Genomic DNA, 25,842 nt, shown 5'->3' on the forward strand with positions numbered 1-25,842 from the left:
CCAATGTTTGAGAGGGCGACGGGCTACTCGGCGGCCTGCTTCGGTCCCATCAGGAAAGCCACCAGCTCCGTAGGCCGACGCAAACAGCCGGAAAGGCCGGACGCTGCACTATCCGGCGTGCCGCAGGCTGACCCCGCTACCCTTGTCGAACATAACCACCTTGTCGGGGTTCCAGGCGAAGCGCACCGGCTGCTCGATGGCGACGGCGGTTCGCGCCGGCACGGTGGCCCGCAGCATCGTGTCGCCGACCCTGAGCGTGACGATCTTCTCGACGCCGTGGTTCTCGACATCGTGGACCTGCGCCTCGACCGGCGCGCCGCTTTCCAGATAGACGTCCTCCGGACGGATGCCGAAGACGAGCGGGCGACCGTCGGTCGCACCGCTCGTCCTGGTCCCCCCGAAAGTCGCGGTCCCAATTGTGAGCGGCAGTTCGAAATTCATCGGCGCCATCACCGCGCGGTTTTCGACCAGTCTGCCGTCGATGAGGTTCATCGGCGGCGAGCCGACGAAGCTCGCGACATAGGTGTCGCGCGGATTGTTGTAGATTTCCTGCGGCGTGCCGGTCTGGACGATGCGGCCATGGTTGAGCACGCCGACCTTGTCGCCCATCGACATCGCCTCGATCTGGTCATGGGTGACGAACAGGAACGTGGTGCCGAGCTGCATCTGCAGGTTCTTCAGCTCCGTGCGCAGCGCCTCGCGCAGCTTGGCGTCGAGCGCCGATAGCGGCTCGTCCATCAGGAACACGCGCGGCTTGCGCACGATGGCGCGGCCGATCGAAACGCGCTGCATCTCGCCGCCGGAAAGCCGGTCGGTCTTGCGGTCGAGCAGATGTTCGATCCTGAGCGTGCGGGCAGCGCGCGCGACACGATCCTTGATCTCGGCGTCCGGCAGCCGGCGGATCTTCGGCTTCAGCGGGAATTCGAGGTTCTCGCGCACCGTATAGCGCGGATAGAGCGAATATTGCTGCAGCACCAGCGCGACGTCGCGCTCCGCCGCGCCCCAGCCGGCGACATCGACGCCGTCGATGAAGACCTGCCCCTCGGTCGGCTTTTCGAGCCCTGCGATCAATCGCAAAGCCGTCGTCTTGCCGGCGCCGGTTTCGCCGAGCAGCACGAAGAACTCGCCGTCGGCAATGTCGAGATTGAGGCCGGTCAGCGCGGTGTGGCTGCCGAACTTCTTGGTGATATTCTTGAGTTCGATATGGGCCATTACAGCCTTACTCCGAGTGACTTGCCGCTTGCCGTGTCGAAGAAATGCGCCTGCTCGGGATCGATGCGGACATGGACCTTCTCGCCGGGACCAGAAACATAGCCGGCCTTGGTGCGCGCGCGCAGCATCGTGGAGCCGACCTTGAGGTCGACGATGTCGAAGGATCCGAGCGGCTCGATGATGTTCGCCTCGACCGGAATGTAGCCGGGCGCAGCATCGTGCCGGACGAGCACGCCCTCCGGGCGAATGCCGAGCGTCAAGCCACCGTTGGAATGCCCGTTGAGCTTGGGCAAAAGCTGGCCCGGGAACTCGAAGCCCGCCGGCGCGTCGCCGACCCTGACCGAGGCGGCGCCGGCCTGATCCGCGACGCTGGCCTCGGCGATGTTCATCACCGGGCTGCCGACGAATTGCGCCACGAACAAATTAGCCGGATGCGAATAGACCTCGTCCGGCGTGCCGACCTGCTGGATGAACCCTTCATGCATGATGACGATGCGGTCGGCGAGGCTCATCGCCTCGATCTGGTCGTGGGTGACATAGATCGTCGTCGACCCCTGCTTGACGTGCAGGCGCTTGATCTCGGCGCGCATTTCCTCGCGCAGCTTGGCGTCCAGCGCGCCGATCGGCTCGTCCATCAGCATAGCCTTCGGCCGCCGCACCAGCGCGCGGCCGATCGCCACCCGCTGCATATCGCCGCCCGAAAGCGCCGACGGCCTCTTGTCGAGCAGGTCTGTGATGCGCAGGACCCTTGCGACCTCGCGCACGGACTTGTCGACCTCGCCGCTGCTCATGCGCGTGGCGCGCAGCGGAAAGGCAACGTTCTCGAACACCGTCATATGCGGGTAGAGCGAGAAGGATTGGAACACCATGGCGATGTCGCGATCGGCGGCCTTAAGGTGCTGCACCGCCTTGCCATCGATCAGGACGTCGCCCTTGTCGATCGTCTCCAGCCCGGCTATCGCGCGCAGCGTCGTGGTCTTGCCGCAGCCAGACTGTCCGAGCAGCACGATGAACTCGTTGTCGGCGATGGCGAGGTTCAAATTGTGAATGACCTGGACGGCGCCGAAGAATTTCTCGATGCCGCGAAGTTCGATCTGCGTCACTGCCGGGCTCCCTCATGCGCCGCGGCGCCGGTTTCTTCTGCGCGCTCCGGCGCGATCTTCGACGTGATGTTGAAGCCGATCAGCCCGGCCAGGATGATCGTCACGCCGTAGGAATGCAGGTTGAGGCTCCATGGCTGACAAAGCGCGACGATGCCCAGCACCATGAGGATTTGCGAGGCCGGCAACAGGTACTTCTCGTTGATGGCGCGAAAATTCATTTGCGGATCGCTCCGAACGTCACGCCGCGAAGCAGATGATTGCGCAGCAGGAAAGTGAAGATCGCCACCGGCAGCAGGAACAGGAAAGTGCCCGCCGCGATCGTGGTCCAGTCCGGCAGGCCGGAGCCGATCTGCGACGGGATGAAGGGCGGCGCCGTCTGCGCGCGCCGGTTGGTCATGATCAGCGCGAAGGCGTATTCGTTCCAGGCGGTGATGAAGCAGAACACGGCGGTGGCGGCGATGCCGGTCGCCGCTTCCGGCAGCACGATCTTGAAGAAGGCCTGCATGCGCGTATAGCCGTCGACGAGCGCCGCCTCCTCATATTCCTTCGGGATCTCGTCCATGAAGCCTTTCATCAGCCAGACCGAGAAGGACAGGTTGAAGGCGACGTAGAGGATGATCAGCCCGATATGCGAGTCGTTGAGGCCGACCATCCGGTACATCAGGAACATCGGGATGGCGACCACCACCGGCGGCAGCATGCGCGTCGACAGGATGAAGAACAAAAGATCCGCCTCGCCGGCAATCTTGAAGCGCGAGAAGCCATAGGCGGTGAAGGTTCCCATGCCGACCGCAAGCACCGTGCTGATCACGGCCACGATCAGGCTGTTCATGAACCGGTCGGGATATTGCGAAAGCTGCACGTCCTTGCCGACTTTCAGCACCCGCTCGCCGCCGTCATAGATGCGCTTTTCCCACCAGGGCGCGGCCTCATAGGCTTGCGGATCGACGGTCTTCTGCATCTGCACGCGCTTGGTGAAGAGCCGCACGAACGGCGTCACCTCCGGTTCGAACAGCACGGTGGGCGGCACGCTGACGGCGAGCTCCTTCGGCTTGAAGGCGGTGGAGGCGATCCAGTAGATCGGCGCCAGGAAGATCAGCGTCGCGATCAGCACCGCGGCAATGGCGATGCGGTTGAAGGCGACCTCGGAAGAAGTGCGGACGGCGGCCATGTCAGCGCTCCTTCACCTTGTTGAGATACTTCACGTAGAGGTTGGTGATGGCCAGCACCATGATCAGCACGATGTAGGCAAGCGCGCAGGACTTGCCCGTGTCCCACTGCTGGAAGGCCTGCTTGTAGAGCCGGATCGCGATCAACTCGGCGGTCGGCTGCGTCGTCATCGTGTAGGCGATGTCGAAGGTCTTGAAGGCTTCCATGGTACGGAAGATCAGCGCGATCAGAAGGATCGGCGAGACCAGCGGCAAGGTGATGCGGGTGAAGGTGTACCACCATCCGGCGCGGTCGATCGCGGCGGCCTCGTAGAGATGCTGCGGCACCGCCGACAGGCCGGCGAGCGACAACAGCATAACGAAGGGCGACCACATCCAGATGTCGGTGATCGCGACCGCGTAGAGCGCGCTGTCGGGATTGGAGAGCCAGGCGAAGTCGCCAAGGCCGAGGACGTAGTTGATCGGGCCCCATGACGGGCTGTAGAGCAGCTGCCAGAACAGGCCAACGACTGCCGCCGACATCATCATCGGCAGGAGCAGAAGCGTGGTGATCAGGCCCTTCATCGGAAAGCTGCGGTTGAGCAGCAGCGCAAGGCCGAAGCCGACGATCATCTGCCCGGCCACGGAAACGATGACGTATTTCGCCGTGATGACGAAGTTCGACCAGATGTGGTCGTCGCTCAGCAGCTCGCGATAATTCTGCAAGCCGACGAACTGCCAGGGCTCCGCGCGGTTGGCGGCGAAATTGGTGAAGGAATAGCCGAGCGAATAGATCAGCGGAAAAATGTTGAAGACGATCAGAAAGACCAGCGTCGGGATGATAAACAGGTTGCGGATGGTCAGATCCGACCAGCCGCGCGCGGCGGCCCTGGAGGCCGGATCAAGATTGGTGAGGGCTACCGAAGCCAACGAATGTCTCCCTGAAAACAGGAATGCCGGAGGGGAAACCCTCCTCCGGCATTCTGACCGTGATGCTTACTTGTAGCGATTGTACTTGGTGAAGGTCGCCTTCCAGTCGGCGGCGGTCTTGTCGAGCGCCTCCTGGGCCGTGCCCTTGCCGCCGACCACGAACGGATAGATGTTCTGGTTCAGCTGATCGAGCACTTCGGCGTATTCAGGCGTTGCCCAGAAGTCCTTGACCATGAACATCGTGTCGTAGAACGCCTTGTTGTAGGGCGTCGCTTTCTGGAAGGCGTCCGACTTCAGCACGGCCTGGCTGCAGGTGTAGCCGCCGAGTTCGGCCCATTTCTTCTGGGTCTCGTCCTTGATGAACCACTCCAGGAACTTCATCGCCTCGTCCTTATTCTTCGAATACGAGACGACCGAGATTCCCTGGCCGCCGAGAGCGGCAAAGCGCTTGCCGTCCGGACCGGCCGGATTGGCGAAGAAGCCAGTCACGTCGGCGTAAGGGTTGGTGGCCTTGTTCACCAGCGGCGGGAAGAAGGCGAAGAAGTTCATGCTCATCGCGGCGAGGCCGCCGGTGATCGCCTGGTTGTCTTCCACGAAGAAGGTCTTGCCCCAGCCGGGAGGCGTGAACTTGTAGAGTTCCTTGTACATGTCGAGGCCGGCGGCGGCCTGCTTCGAATTGGTAATGCCGTCGACCTTGTAGGTGGCGTAGTCGCCGAGATCGCCGCCATAGCTGAAGATGGCGCTTTCGACGCCCATCGCCATCGCGTCATAGGAATTGTCGGTGTAGATGGCGACACCGTAACGCTTCTGGTCCGGACGGTGGAAGAACTCGGCTATGTCGCGCAGCTGCGCATAGGTCGTCGGCACGGCCAGATCGTAGCCGTACTTCGCCTTGAACGCTTCCTTCTCCTTCGGGTCCTCGAACCAGTCCTTGCGGTAGGACCAGCCGATCGCGTCGCCTTCCAGCGGGATCGCCCAGTACTTGCCGGAACCGCCGGGATATTCGGCATAATATTTGATGGTCGCGGGCGCCATCACGTCGCCCAGCTTGTGCTGATTGAAGAAGTCGGTCAGGTCGACATAGTGGCCTTGCGTCGAACCGGCGCCCAGCCATTGCGAGTCGCCGACCACCATGTCGTAGGCGTCGCCGTGCGCGTTGAATTCGGTAAACGCCTTGGTCTGGAAATCGGGCCATGGCGTCGTCTGCACTGTGACCTTCACGCCCGTCTCGGCCGTGTAGTCATTGACGAGTTCCTGCAGATAGTTCGCCGGATCCCATTCCGCCCAGAAGATGGTGAGTTCCTTGTCCTGCGCGCGGACAGATGTCCCGCAGGCAAGCGCCAGCCCGATACCAGCAATCACGCTGGTCACTATCTTGCGCATAGTTTTCCTCCCTTGTGCGCATTCCACCGTGTGATGCGAGCCGGCAAGGAAGCCGGCCCTGGTAGTTCCTCCTGTGATGGCGCCTCTCCGGTTCCAGGCCTCCTCGCCCCTGCCGGAAATAGATCGCAGCCTTCACTTTCGATCCGCTCTATCGGTCCCGATCTGGTATTACCAATTCGAGCATGGCGTCAAGCGCTTTCTTGAGGCGCCGGCAACAGTCAGACAAGCCAAACGTTACGATATCTGCCTGTTTTTCTTCGTTTTCCCTACTCTATGATACACGCGACCCTTGTTATGGGCGGCTCACCACATTTAACATCCAAAATTGTCTCCGCAATCTGGTCGAACCAGATTTAAGCGGTTGCCGTATTTGGCGATGCCGGCGTTCCCACCGATTCAGCCCCCCGATTCCGCCATCGCGGCTTGAACCAGCGCCCCCGCCGCCCATTGCGCCACCGACATCATCTCGGCGCTGTCCAACCCCCAAATATCCTTCAGCACCGTGACCACCTCGACGCCGAACACCAGCGACAGCGCCTGCGCCAGGCGCCTGAACTGGCGCGGCTTCAAGCGGCCCTTGAGCGGCGCGATCGCATCCTTCAGCAGGTCGACGCGATGGCCGCGCGTGAAGGCGGGCTCCGATCCGAGCGTGCCCGCCTGCCGACGCGCCCATTGATCCAGCGACAGCTTCAGCGCCGCCTTGAACGTCGCCTCGAAGGCCTCGATGCGCGGCATCGCGGTGGCAAACAGATCCGCCACGCGCCGTTCGGCATCGTTGGACGTGGACTTCCAGGTGAGGATCGGGCCGAGCCCTTCATCGACCACGGCCTGCACCAGCGCCGCTTGGCTCGGGAAATAGCGGTAGGCGGTCGCGCGCGACACCCCCGCCGCCTCCGCAACCTCGCTGACCGAGGGCGTCATGCCGGACTGCATCAGCCTTGTCGCGGTTTCCAACATCAGTCGTCTGGTGCGGGCGCGCGGCCCCTTCTCGGCGGCCGGCGCCTGGGCGGCCTCATCGCTGGCGGCGGATTGTTGACGTGAGACATCCATATCAATACGATACGCGGGTCTCAAAAATTTGCAATGGCGCAACGCCGGGCGATTGGGGTCCCACCAGCGAAGAGGCTTTTGCCGAGGAGTTTTACGGTGGGGCAAAAAAGGCAGGCGGCGGTAAAGCCGACCATGCCCGACGACGGGGAAACGCGCATGAAGCGCATCTATGTGGTCGGCACCGCCGACACCAAAGGTGAGGAACTCGCCTTTCTGGCCGATGCCGTCACTGCTGCCGGCGGCGCGGTCGTCCGCGTCGATATCGGTACGCGCGGCGCGACCGTCCCGGTGGATATCCCGGCCAGCGAGGTCGCCGCGCATCATGCCAAGGGAGCCGGCGCGGTTCTGGGCATCGATGACCGCGGCGCCGCCGTTGCCGGTATGGGCGCCGCCTTCACCAATTTCATCCAGTCGCGCGAGGATATCGCCGGCGTGATCGGCATCGGCGGCGGCGGCGGCACCTCGATCGTCACCGCCGGCATGCGCGCGCTGCCGCTCGGCCTGCCGAAGCTCATGGTCTCGACGCTGGCCTCCGGCGACACCGCGCCTTACGTCGACGTCTCCGACATCATCATGATGCCGTCTGTAACCGACATGGCGGGACTGAACAGGCTCTCCCGCGCGGTACTGCACAATGCCGCCCAGGCGATCGCCGGCATGGCGGCAAAGCCGACCTCGGCAGCAGCCGGCAAGCCGGCGCTTGGGCTGACCATGTTCGGCGTCACCACGCCATGCGTGACGGCGATCGTCGAGCGATTGCGCGCCGACTATGACTGCATGGTCTTCCATGCCACCGGCACCGGCGGCCGCTCGATGGAGAAGCTCGCCGATTCAGGCCTGCTTGCCGGCGTCCTCGACATCACCACGACCGAGGTCTGCGATCTTCTGTTCGGCGGCGTGCTGCCGGCGACGGAAGATCGGTTCGGCGCCATCGCACGTACAAAACTGCCTTACGTCGGCTCGGTGGGCGCGCTCGACATGGTGAACTTCTGGGCGCCTCTCACAATCCCGGAGCGCTACCGCGGACGGTTGTTCTACGAGCACAATCCCAATGTCACGCTGATGCGCACCACGGCCGACGAATGCCGCCGGATCGGCGAATGGATCGGCGGCCGCCTCGCCCGATGCGACGGCCCGGTCCGCTTCCTGATCCCGGAAAAAGGCGTCTCGGCGCTTGACATCGAAGGCGGCGCCTTCTTCGACGCTGAGGCCGACCAAGCGCTGTTCGAAGCCATCGAGCGCACGATCAAACCAACCAGCAATCGCACCGTGGCGCGGCTGCCGCTGCACATCAACGATCCCGCCTTCGCCACGGCCGCCGCCGAGGCTTTCCTCGACATCGCCAGCAAGTGAGACAAAAAGGCATGGCCGCCATTCCGCGCAAAAAGATCCTGGAAAAATTCCGCAAGATGATCGCCGACGGCGTGCCGATCGTCGGCGGCGGCGCCGGCACCGGCCTGTCGGCCAAGGCCGAGGAAGCCGGCGGCATTGACCTGATCATCATCTACAATTCCGGTCGCTACCGCATGGCCGGACGCGGCTCGGCCGCCGGCCTGCTCGCCTACGGCAACGCCAACGAAATCGTCAAGGAAATGGCCTATGAGGTGCTGCCGGTGGTGAGGAAGACGCCGGTGCTGGCCGGCGTCAACGGCACCGACCCCTTCGTCATCATGCCGCTGCTTCTGGCCGAGCTGAAGACGATGGGCTTTTCCGGCGTGCAGAACTTCCCCACCGTCGGCCTGTTCGACGGCACAATGCGCCGAAGCTTCGAGGAGACCGGTATGGGTTTTGGGCTCGAGGTCGACATGATCGCAGAGGCGCACAAGCTCGATCTTCTGACGACGCCCTACGTCTTCAATCCGGAGGAAGCGCGCGCCATGACCAAGGCCGGCGCCGACATCGTCGTCGCCCATATGGGCGTGACCACGGGCGGCTCGATCGGCGCCACCTCGGCCAAGTCGCTCGACGACTGCGTCATCGAGATCGGCGCCATCGCCAATGCCGCCAGGTCGGTGCGCAAGGATGTCATCCTGCTCTGCCATGGCGGGCCGATCTCGATGCCGGACGATGCCCGCTACATCCTCGACCGCTGCAAGGGCCTGCACGGCTTCTACGGCGCAAGCTCGATGGAACGGCTGCCGGCCGAAGCGGCAATCGCCAGGCAGACGGCGGATTTCAAGGCGGTCGCGCTTCACGACCAGAAGACAACGCCGAAGAAAAAGAAGGGATGAGAGATGGCCGACAAGAGGAAGGTTTTCGTCTACCCGAAGGATGTCAGCGCCTTCGGCTTCGACTGGGGAAAATTGTCGCTTACTGTCGCGCCGGAAGTGAACGGCGCCGAACGCTTTTCCGGTGGCGTCGTCGACCTGCCGCCCGGCCAGGGCCATACCCGCCACAACCATCCGGGCGCCGAGGAGATCATCTTCGTCATCTCCGGCAATGGCGAGCAGATGGTCGAGGACGAGAAGGGCAATCCGGTGGTGGCGAAGGTCGGCCCCGGCTGCACCATCTACGTGCCGGAAAGCCGCTTTCATTCGACGCTCAACACCGGCGACCAGCCGATGCAGCTTTTCGTCGTCTATTCGCCCGCGGGGCCCGAGCTGGCGCTGCGGGAGCTGCCGGATTTCAGGCTGCTGCCGCTGGGCAAATAATCTTCAGCGTCGCAGCCCCCTCATCCGGCCGCTTCGCGGCCACCTTCTCCCCGAGGGGAGAGGTCGGATTGCCCCGAATTGCCATTCGCGATTCGGCTGGCAATCCGCGTGAGGGGGAGCGCCGTCGAGGCTAAGCTGCCGTCCCACCCCTGTTCCAGCCGCGCCCGCGATCGCCGAACATCACGTAGCCGCTATCCGTCACCGCGACGGTATCCTCCAGCTTGATGAAGCCGCGCGTCGGGTGAAGCATGGTTGTCTCGACCGAAAGCACCATGTTTTTCTCCAGCGGCTTTGCCGCATAGGTGCCCTCATAGGCGACCGGATGGTTGGTCATCAGGAACGGCGCCTCATGCGTGATCAGCCCCATGCCGTGGGCAAAGAAATCCGTATAGGTCGCGACCTTGGAGGCCTTCAGCACGCCCTCCGCATGCGCGATCATGTCGCCGCCCAGCGTGCCGGCCTTGACCTTGGAAAAGGCCGCCTGCTGCACCGCTTCAACTTCGGCCAAAAGATCCTCCAGCTCGGCATCGGGCTCGCCGAGCACGCCCATTCGGCAAAGGTCGCCGATATAGCCGTGATAATTGCCGCCGGAATCGATCGACAGCACCTCGCCCTTCTTCCAGGCCTGGCTCGAGGCGGCGCGGTTGTGGCTGGAGCCCAGCGTCAGCAGGCAATATTCGAAATGCGCGCCGCGATTGGTCTCCTCGCGCCTGAGCTGTTCGATGATGTCGGTCTTGGTCGTGCCCTCGCCCGCCCATTGAATGGTCGCCAGCATGGAGTCGGTAATCAGCTCGGAAGCGATGCGCAGCTGTTCCAGCTCCGCCTCGGTCTTGATGGCGCGCATGCTCTCAAGCATACCGGTCGCATCGATCAGCTTGGCGTCCGGCAGCGCCTTGCGGATCAGCGTATAGGCGTCCGACGGCAGGAAACCGGGTTCGATGCCGATACGGGCAGCTTCCTTGCCGATCTTGCGTAGATGCTCGACCGCGAGATTGGCGGCGTCGAGCGTGCCCCAGCAGGCGGCATGCAAGGTCGGCGTCCAGAACGGACGGTTCTGATGCTCGCCGCCTTCCATCTTGTTGCCGATATAGGCGGCATGTTCCGGCCCGCCTTTCTCATAGAGAACGATGGGCAGATAGCGGCTGTGGCCGATAGCATCCATGGCGGCAAAAAAGATGAACTTGTAGCCGCCCAGCAGATATTGCGTGTTGTGCTTGGAGGTGGCGAAGAGCACGTCGATGCCGGCCTCTTCCATCAGCCGGTCCACCCGCGCCTGGTCGAACGGAACGCTGCTGACCTCGGTCTTGCCCGGAGCGATGTTCATCTGCCTCTCCCTATTTTCCTCGGCCGCAGGAGCGTCCGAACGTCACGATTTATGGTTGTTGGCCAAATCTGCATCACCTTTGCTGCTCTGGTCCAGCCAGAAATGATCACTTTCGCGCCAAAGGCGTTTCCTCATTTCGATCTTGATCCATCTTCGCCAATCTGGTCCTGCCAGATAGGAACACAGGAGCTTCTTTCGGCTAGCTGGTCCAGCGGACGGAAATTTCAAAGCCAAGCCATGATGCGCCAAATCCGTCTCTGGCGAAACGTTTGCCAAGAGCCATAATCACCGCATTGCCGCGCCTGCCACGGCGCGAAGAGGGGAGTTTGAGCAATGTCCGAATTCACGATTTCACGCCGCGGCCTGCTGGCTGGCTCGGCGCTGCTTCTGGCCTCGACCGCGCTGCCGACCATTGGCTTTGCGCAGACGCCGAAGAAGGGCGGCCGGCTGACCGTCGCCGCCGATTCCGAGCCGCGCAACCTCAACCCTGCGATCGTCGCCTCCAATGGCGTGTTCTTCATTTCGAGCAAGATCGTCGAGACCTTGGCCGAAGCCTCCTTCGACGGCAAGGACGGGCTCGAGCCGCGCCTGGCGCTTTCCTGGGAAGGTGCGCCGGATGGATTGTCGGTGACCTTCAAATTGCGCGACGGCGTCAAATGGCATGACGGCAAGCCCTTCACCTCCGCCGATGTCGCCTTCTCGGCGCTGCAGATCTGGAAGCCGCTGCAGAATCTCGGCCGAACCGTGTTCAAGGACCTTGCTGCCGTCGACACGCCGGACGAACTGACCGCAATCTTCAAATTCGCCAAGCCGACGCCGTTCCAGCTGATCCGCAATGCGCTGCCGGCGCTGTCGAGCGTCGTGCCGAAACACCTTTATGAGGTGGGCAAGATCGAGGACAACCCGGCCAACAACGCGCCGGTCGGCACCGGCCCGTTCAAATTCGCGGAATACAAGGCCGGGCAATATTACCGGCTGGCCCGGAACGACGCCTATTGGGGGAAGGATAAGCCCTATCTCGACGAGATCGTCTACCAGGTGCTGCCGGACCGCACGTCGGCCGCAGCGGCACTCGAAGCCGAAGAGATCCAGCTCGCCGCTTTCTCCGCCGTGCCGCTCGCCGACCTCGACCGCATCTCCAAGGTGCCCGGCCTGAAGGTCGTCACCAAGGGCTATGAGGGGCTGACCTACCAGCTCGTCGTCGAGATCAACCACCGCCGCAAGGAACTGGCCGATCTGAAAGTGCGGCAGGCGATCGCCCATGCCATCGACAAGGACTTCGTCGTCAAGACGGTCTTCCTCGGCTACGCCGCCACCGCGACCGGTCCGGTGCCGAAGAACGATCCGCAATTCTACACCGCCGACGTGCCGACCTACGCCTTCGACGTCGCCAAGGCCAATGCGCTTCTCGATGAAGCCGGCTACAAGCGGGCGGACGACGGCAAGCGCTTCGCGCTGAAGCTTTTGCCGGCGCCCTATTTCAACGAGACAAAGCAGTTCGGCGATTATCTGCGCCAGGCGCTGGCGGCGATCGGCATCGACGCCGAAATCGTCAACAACGACTCGGCGGCGCACATCAAGGCAGTCTACACCGACCATGCCTTCGACCTCGCCGTCGGCCCGCCGGTGTTCCGCGGCGACCCGGCGATCTCGACCACCATCCTGGTGCAGAGCGGCATTCCCGACGGCGTGCCCTTCTCCAACCAGGGCGGCTACAAGAACGCCGACCTCGACGCGCTGATCGCCAAGGCATCCGAGACGCTCGACACGTCGGCTAGAACCGAGCTCTACAAGGAGTTCCAGAAAAAGGTCGCCGCCGACCTGCCGCTGATCAACGTCGCCGAATGGAGTTTTATCAGCGTCGCTCGCGATACCGTCGGCAACATCGCCAACAACCCGCGCTGGGCGGTGTCGAACTGGGCGGACACTTATTTGGCGGGTTGATGGCGCACTTGCGGATCGGCGGCCGGGGTGTTCAGCTTCGAGAATGAGAGTTCCTTCGCGCCCCCCTCTGTCCTGCCGGACATCTCCCTCACAAGGGGGGAGATTGGCAGCTTCCGCGCCCCGCACCTCTCTACCACGTTGGAGATTAGCGAAAGGAGCAATGACAGCTGATCTCCCCCTTTGTGGGAGAGATGTCCGGCAGGACAGAGGGGGGCGCCGTAGAGCGCGACCTCCGAGGATTGCGAGCAGCGTCCTTTCGCCATGACCCGCGCCCTCCGCCTCCTGTGCCGTCGTCTCGTCGGCAGCGTCTTCGTGCTGCTCATCGTCGTCATCGGAAGCTTCCTCCTGCTCGAAGCTGCCCCCGGCGATGCGGTCGATGCCTACATCGTCTCGACCGGCGGCGATGCCGGCATGATCGAGTTGCTGCGCCACCGCTGGGGCCTCGACCAATCCGAACTGACCCGCCTCGCCAATTACCTCTGGGCGCTGCTGCATCTCGACCTCGGCCAGTCGGTCACCTTCTCGCGGCCGATCCGCGATGTCATCCTCGAACGCCTGCCGACCACGCTGATCCTGATGGGCAGCGCCACCGCGCTTTCCTTCGGCCTCGGCTCGGCGCTCGGCATCTATGCCGGCGCAAGGCCCGGCAGCTTCCGCGACCGCTTCCTGTCGATCGGCTCGCTGGCGCTCTATGCCGTGCCCGGCTTCTGGCTCGGCCTTGTGCTGATCGTCGTCTTTGCCGTCGATTTGCGCTGGGTGCCGATCGGCGGCATCGAGACCATCGCCTCCGGCAAAACCGGACTGGCACAGGCCACCGATATCGCCACCCATCTCGTATTGCCGGTCTCGGCGCTCGGCTTCATCTATCTCGCGCTCTATCTGCGCATGATGCGCGCCGGCATGACTGAAGCCTGGCGGCAGGATTTCGTGCTTGCCGCCCGCACCAGGGGCCTGCCGCGCCGCCGCATCGTGCTCGCCCATGTCGCCCGCAACGCGCTTCTGCCTCTGGTTACCATGCTCGGTCTGCAATCGGCGCAGATGCTGGGCGGCAGCGTCGTCATCGAAAGCGTCTTTGCCGTGCCCGGACTCGGCCGGCTGGCGCAGGAAGCCGTCGCCGGACGAGACACGCCGCTGCTGCTTGGCATCATCCTGGTCAGCGCCGTCCTCGTCATCGTCATCAATCTTGCGGTCGACCTCGCCTACGCCTTTCTCGATCCGCGCGTCGGCGCAAGTGAGGCGAGCGCATGAACCGCTTGCATCGTTTCTTCCGCACACCTGAAGCGATCGCCGGCGCGCTTATCCTCGCCTTGCTTATCGCAATGGCACTGGCCGCGCCGCTGCTCTTCTCGGGCGACCCGCAGGCCATCGCCGGCCCAGCGCTGCTGCCGCCATTCCATGACTGGTCGCTGCCGCTCGGTACCGACCGGCTCGGCCGCGACGTGCTGGCCGAACTTTTCCACGGCGCCCGCACCTCGCTGGCGGTCGGGCTGGCGGCCGCGGCCGCCGCCCTCCTTATAGGCGCGGTCATCGGCACTTTAGCCGGCTTCGCAGGGGGCTTGGTCGACGAAGTGCTGATGCGCATCACTGACGCCTTCCAGACCGTGCCGAGTTTTCTTCTCGCGCTCGCTTTCGTCAGCATTGTCGGTCCCTCGCTGGGGGTCGTCGTCGCCGCGATCGCGCTCGGCGCCTGGACCGGACCCGCGCGGGTGGCGCGCGCGGAAGTCCTCTCGATCCGCGAACGCGACTATGTCGCCGGCGCCCGGGTGATCGGCATGCATCCGCTGGAGATCGCCTTTCGTGAGGTGCTGCCTAACGCCCTGCCACCAGTGCTGGCACTGTCATCGGTGATCGTCGCGGCGGCGATCCTGACCGAAGCAGCACTGTCCTTCCTCGGCCTCGGCGACCCCAACCGCGTCACCTGGGGCGGCATGATCGCCGAAGGACGAACGGTGCTACGCACAGCCCCGTTCCTGTCGATCATTCCTGGGGTGTCGCTCGTGCTGACGGTGCTCGGCGTCTATCTCGCCGGGGAAGGCGTGGTGGAGAGCACTGCCGTACGCAGGAGCCTGTCGTGACGGCGCTGCTTTCGATCCGCGATCTCAAGGTTACCTATCGGCGCGACGGCGTGGCGGTGCCGGCGCTGAAAAGTGTCAGCCTGGAGGTTTTCGCAGGAGAGCGCCTGGCGATCATCGGCGAAAGCGGTTCGGGCAAGAGCACGCTGGCGCTGGCGATCGCGGGGTTGTTGGCGGGGGGTGCCGAGATTGGCGGGCGCATGGATTGGTTCCTGCCGGCAGGCGCTGGTGCCAAGGCGAAGGATCGCCAACCGTCCGCGCTTGCCACAAGCCACCCCCGCCTCGGCCGCGACATCGGCTTCGTCTTTCAGGACCCCTCCTCCAGCCTCGACCCGGTGATGCCGGTCGGCAAGCAGATTGCCGAGGTCGCCCGCACTCATCTCGGGCTCGGCTGGAAAGCCGCCTACGCCAAAGCCAAAACACTCCTCGAACGCGTCCGCCTCCCCAACCCCGACACCATCCTGCATGCCTACCCGCACCAGCTCTCCGGTGGACAGAAGCAGCGCGTCGCCATCGCGGCAGCCATCGCGGCCGCACCAAAACTCCTGATCGCCGACGAAGCGACCAGCGCGCTCGACACCATCGTTCAGGCCGAGATCGTTTCGCTGATCCGCCGGTTGGTGGCCGAGGATGGCATGACGCTGCTCTTCATCAGCCACGACATCGCGCTCGCAGCTTCGCTTGCCGATCGCATCGCGGTGCTGCGCCACGGCGAGCTGGTCGAGCTTGGCCAGACCGATCAGATCCTCGAGGCGCCGCGCCATGCCTATACGCGCTCCCTGCTCGACGCTCATCTCGGCCTCGACGCGAAGCCTTTGCCAAACGGGCAAGGTGCTTCGGCATGAGCCTGCTTGCCGTCTCCAATCTCGCCAAGCGCTACCATCGCGGCAGCAAGCCGTTCGCGGCGGTCGATGACCTATCCTTCGAAATCAACCCGGCGGAGACGCTGGCGCTCGCCGGCCCCTCCGGCAGCGGCAAATCCACGATCGCAAGGCTGGTGCTGCGGCTGATCGAGCCCGATGCTGGCCGCATCGACTTCGAAGGCGGTGACTTCCTCGCGCTGTCGGGCGCCGCGCTACGCGCCCGCCGCGCCCGCCTGCAGATGGTGTTCCAGGATCCGCTCGCCGCCTTCAATCCGCGCGCGACCGTGGCGCGCGTGCTGGACGATCCCTTGCGCATCCATAACATCGCTTCCCGTGCGGAGCGCCCGCGTCGGATCGCGGCATTGCTGGAACGCGTCGGCCTTGATGCGAGTCTCGCTACCCGCGCCATCCACGAGATTTCCGGCGGCCAGCGCCAGCGCGTGGCGATCGCCCGCGCCATCGCAACAAAACCGTCGCTGATCGTGCTCGACGAAGCGGTTTCGGCGCTCGATGTCTCGGTGCGCGGGCAGATCCTGGAATTGCTGCTCGACCTGCAAAGGCAGGAACGCATCGCCTATCTGTTCATTTCGCATGACCTCGGCGTCATTAGCGCCGTCGCCCATCGCGTCGTCATCCTCGATGCCGGCCGGATCGCCGAGAGCGGCGATGCCCGCGCCGTCATCGCCAATCCGCAGTCGGCGATCGGCAAGGCCCTTGTCGACGCGGCACCGAGATTGAACAGGAACCGGCCATGATCCCGCAAAGTGGCAACCGATTTGCGGACAACATCATGGTCAAACAACAAAATCAGGAAGCATCATGACCGATCCCGAAGCAGCCAGAGCCGAGAAACTGTCGCGCGAGCTCGACTCCGCTTTCCGCAACCGCGCCGATCTGTACCGCCTGTTCCTCGACGAGCTGACCGCCGAGCTCGGCGCCGAAAAGGCCGAAGCAGTGATGGTGCGCACGATCGAAAAACGCGGCCAGGAAGTCGCCGCGGCTGCTTTTGCCGATTTCGGCCCCAACGACGCGCCGGCGATCGGCGAAGCGTTCCTCTCCGTCAGCCCGGACGGCGGCCGCATGTATCCGACCGACGTCGATCGCGGGCCGGACCAGATCGCCTTCAAGGTGAAGCGCTGCCCGCTGAAGGACGCCTGGGTCGAGGCCGGTGTCGGCGAGGAGAAACTCGCCACGCTCTGCCGCATCGCCGGCGCCTTCGACCGCGGCCTGTTCGAGGCCACCGGCGTGCGTTTCGCCAACACCACCTGGACGCCGGGTCATGGCCCCGGCTGCTGCCACATCGCGCTGACCAATCGCGACGCTTAGTCGGTTACCTATTCGGCAAAGACGTGCAGCTCGCCGCCTGCCTCGTCGATCGCGGCGCGCAGTTCGGCTGCCGGCGCGCTGTCTGTGACGACATCGGAAATCTCGCTTAGCGCGCAGACGCGCTCCAGGCCGCTGCGGCCGAATTTGTCGTTGGTAACGACCAGCATCGTCGACAATGACCGCCTCATCATTGCCCGCTTCACCGCCGCCGCGCCCGAGATCATGTCGCTCGGCCCTTCGGCGTTCAGCGCCGAGGCGCCGATGATGGCGACGTCGGCATTGTAGCGGCGTACGAACTCCACCGTGTCCTCGCCGAGCACTGCCGCCTCGCGGCTGTCATAGGTGCCGGGACAAAGGATGACGCGGAAGCCGGGATTGGCGCCGGCCACCGAGGCGACGCCGATGGAGTTGGTAATGATCGTCAGATCCCGGCCGTGCTGCGAGAGGCTGCGCGCCACCTCATAGGTGGTCGACCCGCCATCGATCATCACGATCGAGCCTTTCTCGATCAGCCCGGCCGCGCCACGCCCGACGCGGGCCCGCTCCTCGACCATGGTGAGGCCGCGTTCGGCAATCACCGGTTCCGACGTCACCAGCGAAATGGTGGCGCCGCCATAGGTGCGGTTGATGAGCCCCGCCTCGCCGAGCTCGATCAGATCGCGGCGGATGGTCTCGCCGGCGACGCCGATGCGGCGCGCCAGCTTCGAGATGCGGATCGATGCCGAGCGCCGCACCTCCGACAGGATCAGCTCATGTCGCTCCTTCTTCGTCAGTCGGCCCGGCTCGATGTTCATCGCCCTTCCCTAGCTGCAACACCGAAGACTCGGCCCCGGCGCCGCCAAACATTAGCCACGCCGGGGGCAGGAAAGCCAGCCCGGGGTCTGTTGGGATTCAGGTGAGAACCGGAAGCGCAGGAGATCGCCATTTGCAGGCCAGCCTCACCTGAATATCAGCAGACCCCTAGTGCCGCAGCCGGTCGCGCATCGCATACCACAGCATGCCGAGCACATAGAGCGGGCCGCGCAGTGCCGTGCCGCCCGGGAACGGCAGCGGCGTCAGCGTCGAGAACAGGTCGAGCCGCGAGGCGTCGCCTGTGATCGCTTCCGCCAAGAGCTTGCCCGACAGCGTCGACAGGATGACGCCCTTGCCGGAATAGCCATGCGCGAAATAGACCTCGCCATAGTGCCCGACATGCGGCAGGCGCGACGTCGTCACCGACACCAGCCCGCCCCAGGCGTGGTCGATGCGGCAGCCCTTGAGTTGCGGAAAGGTTTTTTCCATATGCGGCCGCACGAAGCCGGCAATGTCGGCCGGCGGCGACGGCGTGTAGCGCTCGCCACCGCCGAACAACAGGCGGCCGTCCGCCGACATGCGGTAGTAGTTGACGACGAACAACGTATCCGAGACGGCGACATTCGCCGGGATGACATTGCGCTCGCCCAACGGCTCGGTGGCGACGATATAATTGCCGACCGGCATGATGCGGCTGTTGACGCGCGGCTCGAGACCCTTGAGCAGCGCATCGCCGGCCAGCACCACATGCCTGGCGCGGACCGAGCCCTTGTCGGTGAATACCCGAATGGAAGGCTCGCGCTCCAGCCGGACGGCGACCGAATTCTCATGGATGACGACGCCTGCGCCGGCTGCCGCGCGCGCCAGCCCCAGCGTATAGTTCAGCGGATGCATGTGACCGCCGAGCGGCTCGAACACCGCGCCCTGATAGGGCGTGTCCACCTTCTGCCGGGCCTCAGCCGCCGAGAGGATCTCGACATCGCTGAACTTCATCACCTTGGCCAGGCATTCGGCTTCGTCCTCGAAGTCGCGCATGTCGGAGTTGTTGACGGCGCCGACCAGATGGCCGGTCAGGCGCAAGTCGCATTCGATGCCGTGGCGCTCGATAATGTCGAGCACCAGCCCGCGCGCCTCGAAGGCCAGGTCGAAGAGAGCCTTCGCCCGTTCCGGTCCGAAGCTTTTGACCAGGCCCCTGGCGCCTTTGCGCAGGCCCGGGATCATCTGGCCGCCGTTGCGTCCGGAGGCGCCCCAGCCGATCTTGCCACCTTCGAGCAGCACCACTTTAAGACCGCGCTCGGCTGCATGCAGCGCCGCCGACAGGCCTGTACAGCCGCCGCCCACCACCACCAGATCTGCCTCGACATCGCCGGCAAGTGCGGGATGGTCCGGCGCAGGAGCGGCCGTGGCCACATAGTAGGACTTGCCGATATCGAGACCGGAATTGAAACCTGTTGAACGCGAAGCCATGGTCACACCTTGAGCAGCAGATGGTCGCGTTCCCAGGACGTCACGACGCTCTGGAACAAGTCTAGCTCGACGCTCTTCACGCGCAGATAAGTCTGGAAGAAATCCTCGCCAAGCAGCGCCTTCACGGGCTCGCAAACGGCAAAGCGGTCGAGCGCCTCCTCCATGGTTTTCGGCAGCGTGCTCTTGCTCTTATAGGCATTGCCGGTGGCTTCGGCCGAGCGCGCGAGTTTCTCCTCGATGCCGAGATAGCCGGCGATCAACGAGCCGGCCATGGCGAGATAGGGATTGGCGTCCGCCCCCGGCAACCGGTTCTCGATGCGCCGCGCGGCGCGTCCGCCCATCGGCACGCGCAGGCCGCAGGAACGGTTGTCGTGCGACCATTCGATGTTGGCCGGCGCGCTGTGGTTCGGCCGGATGCGCCGGTACGAATTCACGTTGGGCGCAAACAGCGGCATGATTTCGGGGACGTATTTCTGCAGGCCGCCGATGAAATGCGTGAACATCGCGCTGTCCTCGCCGTCCTCGCCTGCAAACAAGGGCTCGCCCTTCCGGTCGACGATAGACATGTGCAGATGCATCGAGCTGCCGGCCTGCGCGGCGATCGGCTTGGCCATGAAGGTGGCGTGCATGCCGTTCGCTTGCGCCGCCTGCCGCGCCAGGCGCTTGAACAGCAGCACCTTGTCGGCGAGCGCCAGCGGATCGCCATGCAGGAAGTTGATTTCGAGCTGCGCCGTGCCGGATTCATGGATCAGCGTCTCGAGCGGCAGGCCTGCTGCCGCCGCATGCGCATAGATGCGCTGGATGACCGGTTCAAATTCCTCCAGCGCCTGCATGTCGTAAGGATGCTGCACGCTTTCCGGCCGGCCGTTGCGACCCACCGGCGCGGTCAGTGGCCGGTCCGGGTCGGGGTTGGGGGCCGTGAGATAGAATTCGAGCTCCGGCGCCATCACCGCGCGCCAGCCGCGCTGCGCATAAAGGTCGAGCACGGCTTTCAGCACATGCCGCGGCGAAGCCATCCACGGCCGGTCATCCATGTGGAACGTGTCGGCGACAACATAGGCTCTGCCGGTGCTGCCGGGCGCAAGGCAAAGGCTGGAAACGTCCGGCACCATGCGCATGTCCGGGTCGGAATAGGCAAAACCCTCGTCGATGGAGCCGGAATAGCGGCCGTCGATTGCGACCAGGAAGGCGCTGCTCGGCAGATAGAGCGCGCGGTCGTCGAGCGACTTGAGGAATTTCGCCCTCGGCAAGGTCTTGCCGCGTAGCACGCCGTTGACGTCGGGCACGAAGCATTCGACTTCCTTGATCGCGTGCGTCTCCAGCCAGCTTTGCGTGTCCGCGCCGGGGAATAGGGTGTTCAGATTGTCAGGCATTGGTCATGTCCGTACGAAGGAGAAATCGCTTCGGCGGGCATGTCCGTTCCGGGTGGGGCGTTATCTAAGCTGCGTTATCCGAGGACGGACGCCCGCCTGATGGCCGGCCGCAAGGCCGGATGCGGAACGCCGTGCACCCCTTCGGTCCAGCCGTCGCGAACAACATGCGAGCCCACCTTGGTCTCCTCCGCGCGCTGCAGGTTCTCGTGGCGGCAGCAGCGCATGATCAGTGATGCCCCGCACGCGCAAAAGAAATACCGCAGGCAACAAAAAGCCTGGCGCGGTATTGCTGTTTTGCGGCTTGCATGACTGATCCTGTCAAAGTGAGACTATGATTTGACCGATGATAGGCGCCGACGCAAGTCCGCTTCGCTGGACCAGATCAGCCGATGCTTTCACCGCCATCCACCACCAGCGCCTGTCCCGTCATGAAGGACGAGCGGTCTGAGACCAGGAACAGGATGGCCTCCGCGATCTCCTCCGCGCTTGCCCAGCGCCCCATCGGGATCTTGGTGCGGACATAATTCTCGATCGCATCGCGCCCGCCCATCTGCGCGATGAAGGGTTCGTTGAACGGCGTGTCGACCCAGCCCGGGCAAAGCGCGTTGATCCGCACATTGTGCTTTGCATAGTCGAGCGACATCTGCCGGGTCATCGCCACCACGGCGTGCTTGGAGGTGGCATAAGCGATCATCTCGCGATCGTAGAAGACGCCGGAATTCGACGCCGTGTTGAGGATGACCCCGCCGCCTTGGGCGATCATCGCCGGCATGACGGTCTTCGCCGCCAGGAACTGCGCCCGCACGTTGATCCGCCATGAGGCGTCCATGCCGTCGGTGCCGACTTCCGTCAGCGTGCCGCCGACCTGGATGCCGGCATGGCTGTGCAGGATGTCAATCCGGCCATGTCTGCCGAGCGTTCCCCCGATCAGGCCTTCCACGGCCGTATCGTCGCTGACATCGGTGGCGATCGCCTCGGCGCGGCCGCCGGCCTCACGAATGTCGGAGGCGGTCGCCTCACCGGCCGCCGGATCGCGGTCGGCGATGACCACGACCGCGCCTTCCCTGGCCATGATCATGGCGCCGGCGCGGCCGATGCCCGATCCGGCGCCCGTGACAACGGCGATACGGTCTTTCAAGATCATGTTTGGGTCTTTCAAGGCGATGGCTTTCGCCGGCCAAGCTGCCATTGCGCGAGCAGCACGAGCAGGACCGAGGCGCAGAGCACGATCGTCGCGACGGCATTGATCTCCGGCGTCACGCCGCGCCGGATCGAGGCGAACACATAGATCGGCAGCGTCGTCTGCGCGCCGGCGACGAAGAAGGCGATGATGAAATCGTCGAAGGAGAAGGTGAAGGCGAGCAGGAAGCCGGCGATCACCGCCGGCATGATCTGCGGCAGCACGATCGAGCGGAAAGTCGTCAGCGGCGTGGCGTAGAGATCGCTCGAAGCCTCGACCAGGTTGCGATCGAGGCTCGCGAGCCGCGTGCCGACGATCATCGTCACCAGCGCCATGGAAAACAGGCCGTGTGCGGCGATGATCGAGCCGTAGCCCAGCGAAAGCTTCGGCGGCTGGTCGGTCGGCCACAGCGAGGCGAGAAACGGATTGACGACGGCGAAGAGCTGCACCAGCGCCACCAGCGTCGAGATGCCGATGACGACGCCCGGCACCACAATCGCGGCGCCCAGAAGCGCGTCGAAGAGCGCCCGTGTGCGCGCGCCGACACGCTGCAGCCCGAGCGCCGCGGCCGTGCCGCAGAAAGCCGCGAGCAGCGCGCTCGTCGTGGCGATGAACAGGCTGTTCTTCAGCGCCTCGACCAGGAACGGATTGGACAGCGCCTTGCCATACCATTGCACCGAGAAGCCGGTGAACTCGCTGGCATGGTGGCCGGCATTGAACGAGAACAGCACGACCAGCGCGATCGGCAGGTAGAGGAAGGCAAAGACGGCAACGACGAAGGCGCGCATCAGATCAGGTCCACCCGGCGCGCACCCGAAAGCCGGGTCGAGATGCGGTTGGCGACGATCAGCACCACCACCGACACCAGAACCAGCGTGATGGCGATGGCCGATCCGAACGGCCAGTTGCGCGATTGCAGGAAAAGGTCGACCAGCGCGTTGCCGATGAAGAACACCTTGCCGCCGCCGAGCAGCGTCGGGATCAGGTATTCGCCGAGCAAAAGTATCATCACCAGCGAGAAGCCGGTCATGACGCCTGGCAGCGACAGCCTGAGCGTCACGCCGAGGAAGGTGGACACGGGCGTCGCGCCGAGATCGGCGGAGGCTTCCAGCAGGCGCCGGTCGAGCCGTTCCAGGCTGACATAGATCGGCAGGATCATCAGCGGCAGGTAGCCGTAGACAATGCCGAGCAGCACCGCGCCCGGCGTGTTGATCAGCCTCAGATCCTCGATGCCGACATAGACGAGCAGGGCCGGGATGCCGCGCCCGCCGAGGATGTACATCCAGGCATAGGTGCGCATCAGAAGGCTGGTCCAGAACGGAATGACTATCAGCGCGAGCAGGATCAGCCGCCAACGCTGCGGCGCGCGCAGCGCCAGGTAGTAGGCGACCGGATAGGCGACGAGTAGGCAGGCGAGCGCGCCGATCGGCGCCAGCACCATCGTGTTCCAGAAGGCGGTCGCACGGGCCGGCAGGTTGGCGTATTGCGCGAAAGTCAGCGCGGCCTGATAGCCGCCCTCCGGCGCCCGCTCGCCGACGCTGAAAATGGCGATGGCGATGAAGGGCAGCACCAGGAACACGACCAGCCACAGCGTCGCCGGAGCCAGCAGCAGCGCCGTCATGAGGTTTTTGCGAAGGAGACTGCCGCGCATCGGGAAAGCCGGTTGGGAGCCGGCGGACTTTCGTCCGCCGGTCGCATTGTCTTGAGAGGTTTTGTGGCCGGTCTTGCTCAAGCCGACTTAAAGCGCGCCATCAGCTCTGCGCGACCCGGATCGGTCAGCGTCGCGGCAGCGCCGAACTCGAGCGGCTTCAACAGGTCGGCGGCCGGATAGAGGATCGGGTTGTCGAGCACCTCTTTCGGCAGCAGCGCGTTGACGCGCGCGTCAGTCGAGGGCGCGCCATTGGCCAGATGCTCCTTCACCGCCACTTTCGGGTTCATCAGATAGTTGAGCAGCGCATAGCCGGCCGGCTTGTTTGGCGCATCCTTCGGAATGGCGTAGAAGTCGGTCCAGATCTCGCCCCCTTCCTTGCCGAGCACATATGCGATCTCGGGAATGTCGCGATGGAGTTGCGCGCCGTCATTGGTCCAGCACATCGTCATCCAGGCATCTCCGGCGCGCATTCCGGGCTGATAGTCGCTCGACACCGCGAACAGATGCGGCTTGACCTTGAGCAGCAGTTCCTCGGCCTTGGCGAGTTCGTCCTGCTTCAGCGAGTTGAACGAATAGCCGTAATATTTCAGCGCATTGCCGATCGTCGTCAGCTGGTAGTCATGCACCATGGTGCGGCCGTCGCCCTCGGCCATCGCCGTATCCCAGAACTCCTTCCAGCTCGTCATCGGCTTGGAGAGCTTCTTGGTGTTGACGGCAAAGCCGGTCGTGCCCCAGTTCTTCGGCACGGCGTAGATCGTGCCATCGATCGTGCCTTCGGCGGTGAAGCGGGCGTCTTCCTTGGTGCCGTCGAAATTGCCGAGCTTGGCCATGTCGAGCGCTTCGATGATGCCGAGCTTCTTGTAGGTCGAGATGGTGTAGTTGGTCGGCACGAACAGGCTCCAGCCCGAACCACCGGCCTGCAGCTTGGCCAGCATCTCCTCGTTCGAGCCGAAGACATTGACCTCGACGGCCACACCCGTGTCGGCCTTGAAGTTCTCGAAGGTCTGCGGGTCGTGATAGTTCGGCCAGGTGGCGATCGACATGCGGTCGCCGAGATTCTCGGCGGCGAAGGCCGGCGTCGGCATGATGCCCAGCTCGCGCGCCATCACCGCGGTGGCGACGCCGAGACCGGTGAGGCCGAGGAAGTCACGCCGGCTGATCGAGCCGCGCTTCAGGCGCATCAACTGGTCGACGAATTTATCTGGGCTTATCGGCAGTCCGTCACGATAGGATTTCGGCATTTTGATTTTCCCTCTGGTTGGTCCCGTTGTTCTTGGCGTGCGGAAACGCCAGCGGCGCTCCGGCGGCAAAGCCGATGGCGACGGGTTCGCCCGGCTTGAAGAGATTGCCCTGGCCAATCACATGGTCGGCCTTGGCGAGCAGTGACCCGATGCCCTGGACCTCGATCGCATATTCCGCCGTCGAGCCCAGGAAGATCCGGTTGCGCACGGTGCCTTTCAGGCTGCCGCCTCCGGATGCGGAGAGGCTGAGCGATTCCGGCCGCAGGCTGACGGATACCGCCTCGCCGCGGCTGAGCGGCACCCGCTTGCGCGCCGAAATGACGGTGCCGTCGGCGAGCGCGATGTCGACGAGATCGCCGGAGAGACCTGCCACCTTGCCGCTGACGAGATTGGTCTTGCCGACGAAATCCGCGACGAACAGGTCGGCCGGCTCGTCATAGATTTCGCTTGGCTGCCCGAGCTGGACGACGCGGCCGCCATTCATGACGCAGACGAAGTCGCTCATCGACAGCGCCTCCTCCTGATCGTGGGTGACCAGCACGAAGGTGATGCCGATTTCGCGCTGCAAATTCTGCAGCTCGATCTGCATGTCGGTGCGCAGCTTCTTGTCGAGCGCCGCCAGCGGCTCGTCGAGCAAGAGCACCGCCGGCTTGTTGACCAGAGCGCGGGCGAGCGCCACGCGCTGCTGCTGGCCGCCGGAAAGCTCGTGGATCTTGCGGCGGCCATAGCCTGCGAGCTGCACCATGGAAAGCGCCTCGCCTGCCCTCTGGCTGATCTCGCGCGACGACAGCCGCGGCCTTGCCTGACGCAGGCCGTAGGAGATGTTCTCCTCGACATTGAGATGTGGGAACAGCGCATATTGCTGGAACACCATGTTGACCGGGCGCCGGTAAGGCGGCGTCCCGGCCATGTCCCGGCCGCGGATCAGCACCTGGCCCTCGCTCGGCTGCTCGAAGCCGCCGATCATGCGCAGGCACGTCGTCTTGCCGCAGCCGGAGGGGCCAAGCAAAGCGACGAAGGCCGAAGGCGGGATGGCAAGGTCGATGCCGCTCACCGCGGTGACCGCGCCATAGCGCTTGGTGACCGCGCGAAATTCGATATCGGGCACAGCAGTCAAGCCACGGGCTCCAGC

25 protein-coding genes are annotated in these 25,842 nt (G+C 64.3%); 9 read left to right on the forward strand and 16 right to left on the reverse strand.

All coding sequences use genetic code 11. From position 1 onward, the window contains the following. Positions 1 to 108 precede the first annotated feature (108 nt). The 7 genes from EN869_RS04275 to EN869_RS04305 all read right to left on the reverse strand — a co-directional run bounded on the left by EN869_RS04275 (position 109) and on the right by EN869_RS04305 (position 6,826). Complete coding sequence (locus tag EN869_RS04275) at positions 109 to 1,212, reverse strand: ABC transporter ATP-binding protein (protein WP_127225084.1); 1,104 nt, start codon at positions 1,210 to 1,212, stop codon at positions 109 to 111. Continuing rightward, complete coding sequence (locus EN869_RS04280; RefSeq protein ID WP_127225085.1) at positions 1,212 to 2,315, reverse strand: ABC transporter ATP-binding protein; 1,104 nt, start codon at positions 2,313 to 2,315, stop codon at positions 1,212 to 1,214. Before EN869_RS04280 ends, EN869_RS04275 begins: the two co-directional genes overlap by 1 nt. Beyond that, positions 2,312 to 2,533, reverse strand: coding sequence for a hypothetical protein (locus tag EN869_RS04285; protein ID WP_127225086.1), 222 nt, complete (start codon positions 2,531 to 2,533; stop codon positions 2,312 to 2,314). Before EN869_RS04285 ends, EN869_RS04280 begins: the two co-directional genes overlap by 4 nt. Next, positions 2,530 to 3,486 carry a carbohydrate ABC transporter permease gene (locus EN869_RS04290; RefSeq protein ID WP_127225087.1) on the reverse strand — a complete coding sequence of 319 codons (957 nt, stop codon included), beginning with the start codon at positions 3,484 to 3,486 and terminating at the stop codon, positions 2,530 to 2,532. Before EN869_RS04290 ends, EN869_RS04285 begins: the two co-directional genes overlap by 4 nt. Before the next feature lies 1 nt (position 3,487). Continuing rightward, a complete protein-coding gene (locus EN869_RS04295) occupies positions 3,488 to 4,393 on the reverse strand; it encodes a sugar ABC transporter permease (RefSeq protein ID WP_127225088.1) in 906 nt (301 codons plus the stop codon). Positions 4,394 to 4,459: 66 nt separating this feature from the next. Continuing rightward, positions 4,460 to 5,776, reverse strand: coding sequence for an extracellular solute-binding protein (locus tag EN869_RS04300; protein WP_127225089.1), 1,317 nt, complete (start codon positions 5,774 to 5,776; stop codon positions 4,460 to 4,462). Between the two features lie 396 nt (positions 5,777 to 6,172). Further along, complete coding sequence (locus tag EN869_RS04305; RefSeq protein WP_127225090.1) at positions 6,173 to 6,826, reverse strand: TetR/AcrR family transcriptional regulator; 654 nt, start codon at positions 6,824 to 6,826, stop codon at positions 6,173 to 6,175. Positions 6,827 to 6,982: 156 nt separating this feature from the next. Here EN869_RS04305 and EN869_RS04310 point away from each other — a divergent pair, with 156 nt between their 5' ends. The 3 genes from EN869_RS04310 to EN869_RS04320 are packed head-to-tail and all read left to right on the forward strand — an operon-like array spanning position 6,983 to position 9,477. Next, the gene (locus EN869_RS04310; RefSeq protein ID WP_127225091.1) at positions 6,983 to 8,179 is read left to right on the forward strand and encodes a Tm-1-like ATP-binding domain-containing protein; all 1,197 of its coding nucleotides are present in this window, start codon (positions 6,983 to 6,985) and stop codon (positions 8,177 to 8,179) included. An 11-nt stretch (positions 8,180 to 8,190) separates the two neighbouring features. Beyond that, the gene (locus EN869_RS04315; protein ID WP_127225092.1) at positions 8,191 to 9,057 is read left to right on the forward strand and encodes a phosphoenolpyruvate hydrolase family protein; all 867 of its coding nucleotides are present in this window, start codon (positions 8,191 to 8,193) and stop codon (positions 9,055 to 9,057) included. 3 nt (positions 9,058 to 9,060) lie between these two features. Continuing rightward, positions 9,061 to 9,477 carry a cupin domain-containing protein gene (locus EN869_RS04320; RefSeq protein WP_127225093.1) on the forward strand — a complete coding sequence of 139 codons (417 nt, stop codon included), beginning with the start codon at positions 9,061 to 9,063 and terminating at the stop codon, positions 9,475 to 9,477. A gap of 130 nt (positions 9,478 to 9,607) precedes the next feature. On the opposite strand, the gene EN869_RS04325 is transcribed toward EN869_RS04320, so the two are convergent. Beyond that, complete coding sequence (locus tag EN869_RS04325; protein WP_127225094.1) at positions 9,608 to 10,801, reverse strand: Xaa-Pro peptidase family protein; 1,194 nt, start codon at positions 10,799 to 10,801, stop codon at positions 9,608 to 9,610. Positions 10,802 to 11,134: 333 nt separating this feature from the next. Between EN869_RS04325 and EN869_RS04330 the strand changes: the two genes are divergently transcribed. From EN869_RS04330 to EN869_RS04355, 6 genes are all read left to right on the forward strand, one after another. Beyond that, complete coding sequence (locus tag EN869_RS04330; RefSeq protein WP_127225095.1) at positions 11,135 to 12,745, forward strand: ABC transporter substrate-binding protein; 1,611 nt, start codon at positions 11,135 to 11,137, stop codon at positions 12,743 to 12,745. A gap of 261 nt (positions 12,746 to 13,006) precedes the next feature. Then, complete coding sequence (locus EN869_RS04335) at positions 13,007 to 13,993, forward strand: ABC transporter permease (protein WP_127225096.1); 987 nt, start codon at positions 13,007 to 13,009, stop codon at positions 13,991 to 13,993. Further along, positions 13,990 to 14,820, forward strand: a complete 831-nt coding sequence (locus EN869_RS04340) for an ABC transporter permease (RefSeq protein ID WP_127225097.1) — start codon at positions 13,990 to 13,992, stop codon at positions 14,818 to 14,820. Before EN869_RS04335 ends, EN869_RS04340 begins: the two co-directional genes overlap by 4 nt. Continuing rightward, entirely contained in the window at positions 14,817 to 15,662 is an 846-nt protein-coding gene (locus tag EN869_RS04345) for an ABC transporter ATP-binding protein (protein WP_167506943.1), read from the forward strand. Before EN869_RS04340 ends, EN869_RS04345 begins: the two co-directional genes overlap by 4 nt. Further along, positions 15,659 to 16,435 carry an ATP-binding cassette domain-containing protein gene (locus tag EN869_RS04350; protein ID WP_127225098.1) on the forward strand — a complete coding sequence of 259 codons (777 nt, stop codon included), beginning with the start codon at positions 15,659 to 15,661 and terminating at the stop codon, positions 16,433 to 16,435. The genes EN869_RS04345 and EN869_RS04350 overlap by 4 nt, the downstream gene beginning before the upstream one ends. 64 nt (positions 16,436 to 16,499) lie before the next feature. Then, positions 16,500 to 17,006: an L-2-amino-thiazoline-4-carboxylic acid hydrolase gene (locus tag EN869_RS04355; RefSeq protein ID WP_127225099.1), complete on the forward strand. Its 507-nt coding sequence runs from the start codon at positions 16,500 to 16,502 to the stop codon at positions 17,004 to 17,006. A gap of 8 nt (positions 17,007 to 17,014) precedes the next feature. Here the strand turns inward: EN869_RS04355 and EN869_RS04360 are convergent, their stop codons facing one another. From EN869_RS04360 to EN869_RS04395, 8 genes are all read right to left on the reverse strand, one after another. Further along, the gene (locus EN869_RS04360) at positions 17,015 to 17,800 is read right to left on the reverse strand and encodes a DeoR/GlpR family DNA-binding transcription regulator (RefSeq protein ID WP_245489360.1); all 786 of its coding nucleotides are present in this window, start codon (positions 17,798 to 17,800) and stop codon (positions 17,015 to 17,017) included. 166 nt (positions 17,801 to 17,966) lie between these two features. Beyond that, the gene (locus EN869_RS04365) at positions 17,967 to 19,265 is read right to left on the reverse strand and encodes an FAD-binding oxidoreductase (RefSeq protein ID WP_127225100.1); all 1,299 of its coding nucleotides are present in this window, start codon (positions 19,263 to 19,265) and stop codon (positions 17,967 to 17,969) included. Positions 19,266 to 19,267: 2 nt separating this feature from the next. Continuing rightward, positions 19,268 to 20,638 (reverse strand): glutamine synthetase family protein, encoded by a 1,371-nt coding sequence (locus EN869_RS04370; protein ID WP_127225101.1) that lies wholly within the window; start codon positions 20,636 to 20,638, stop codon positions 19,268 to 19,270. Positions 20,639 to 21,020: 382 nt separating this feature from the next. Further along, positions 21,021 to 21,782: a glucose 1-dehydrogenase gene (locus EN869_RS04375; RefSeq protein ID WP_127225102.1), complete on the reverse strand. Its 762-nt coding sequence runs from the start codon at positions 21,780 to 21,782 to the stop codon at positions 21,021 to 21,023. Positions 21,783 to 21,793: 11 nt separating this feature from the next. After that, positions 21,794 to 22,606: an ABC transporter permease gene (locus EN869_RS04380; protein ID WP_127225103.1), complete on the reverse strand. Its 813-nt coding sequence runs from the start codon at positions 22,604 to 22,606 to the stop codon at positions 21,794 to 21,796. Beyond that, entirely contained in the window at positions 22,606 to 23,469 is an 864-nt protein-coding gene (locus EN869_RS04385) for an ABC transporter permease (protein WP_127225104.1), read from the reverse strand. Before EN869_RS04385 ends, EN869_RS04380 begins: the two co-directional genes overlap by 1 nt. Before the next feature lie 77 nt (positions 23,470 to 23,546). Further along, positions 23,547 to 24,710: a spermidine/putrescine ABC transporter substrate-binding protein gene (locus EN869_RS04390; protein ID WP_127225105.1), complete on the reverse strand. Its 1,164-nt coding sequence runs from the start codon at positions 24,708 to 24,710 to the stop codon at positions 23,547 to 23,549. Further along, positions 24,691 to 25,827, reverse strand: a complete 1,137-nt coding sequence (locus tag EN869_RS04395) for an ABC transporter ATP-binding protein (RefSeq protein ID WP_127225106.1) — start codon at positions 25,825 to 25,827, stop codon at positions 24,691 to 24,693. The genes EN869_RS04390 and EN869_RS04395 overlap by 20 nt, the downstream gene beginning before the upstream one ends. Between the last annotated feature and the right edge of the window lie 15 nt (positions 25,828 to 25,842).

It is taken from the genome of Mesorhizobium sp. M2D.F.Ca.ET.226.01.1.1, assembly GCF_004022705.2.
Classification (GTDB): Bacteria; Pseudomonadota; Alphaproteobacteria; order Rhizobiales; family Rhizobiaceae; genus Mesorhizobium.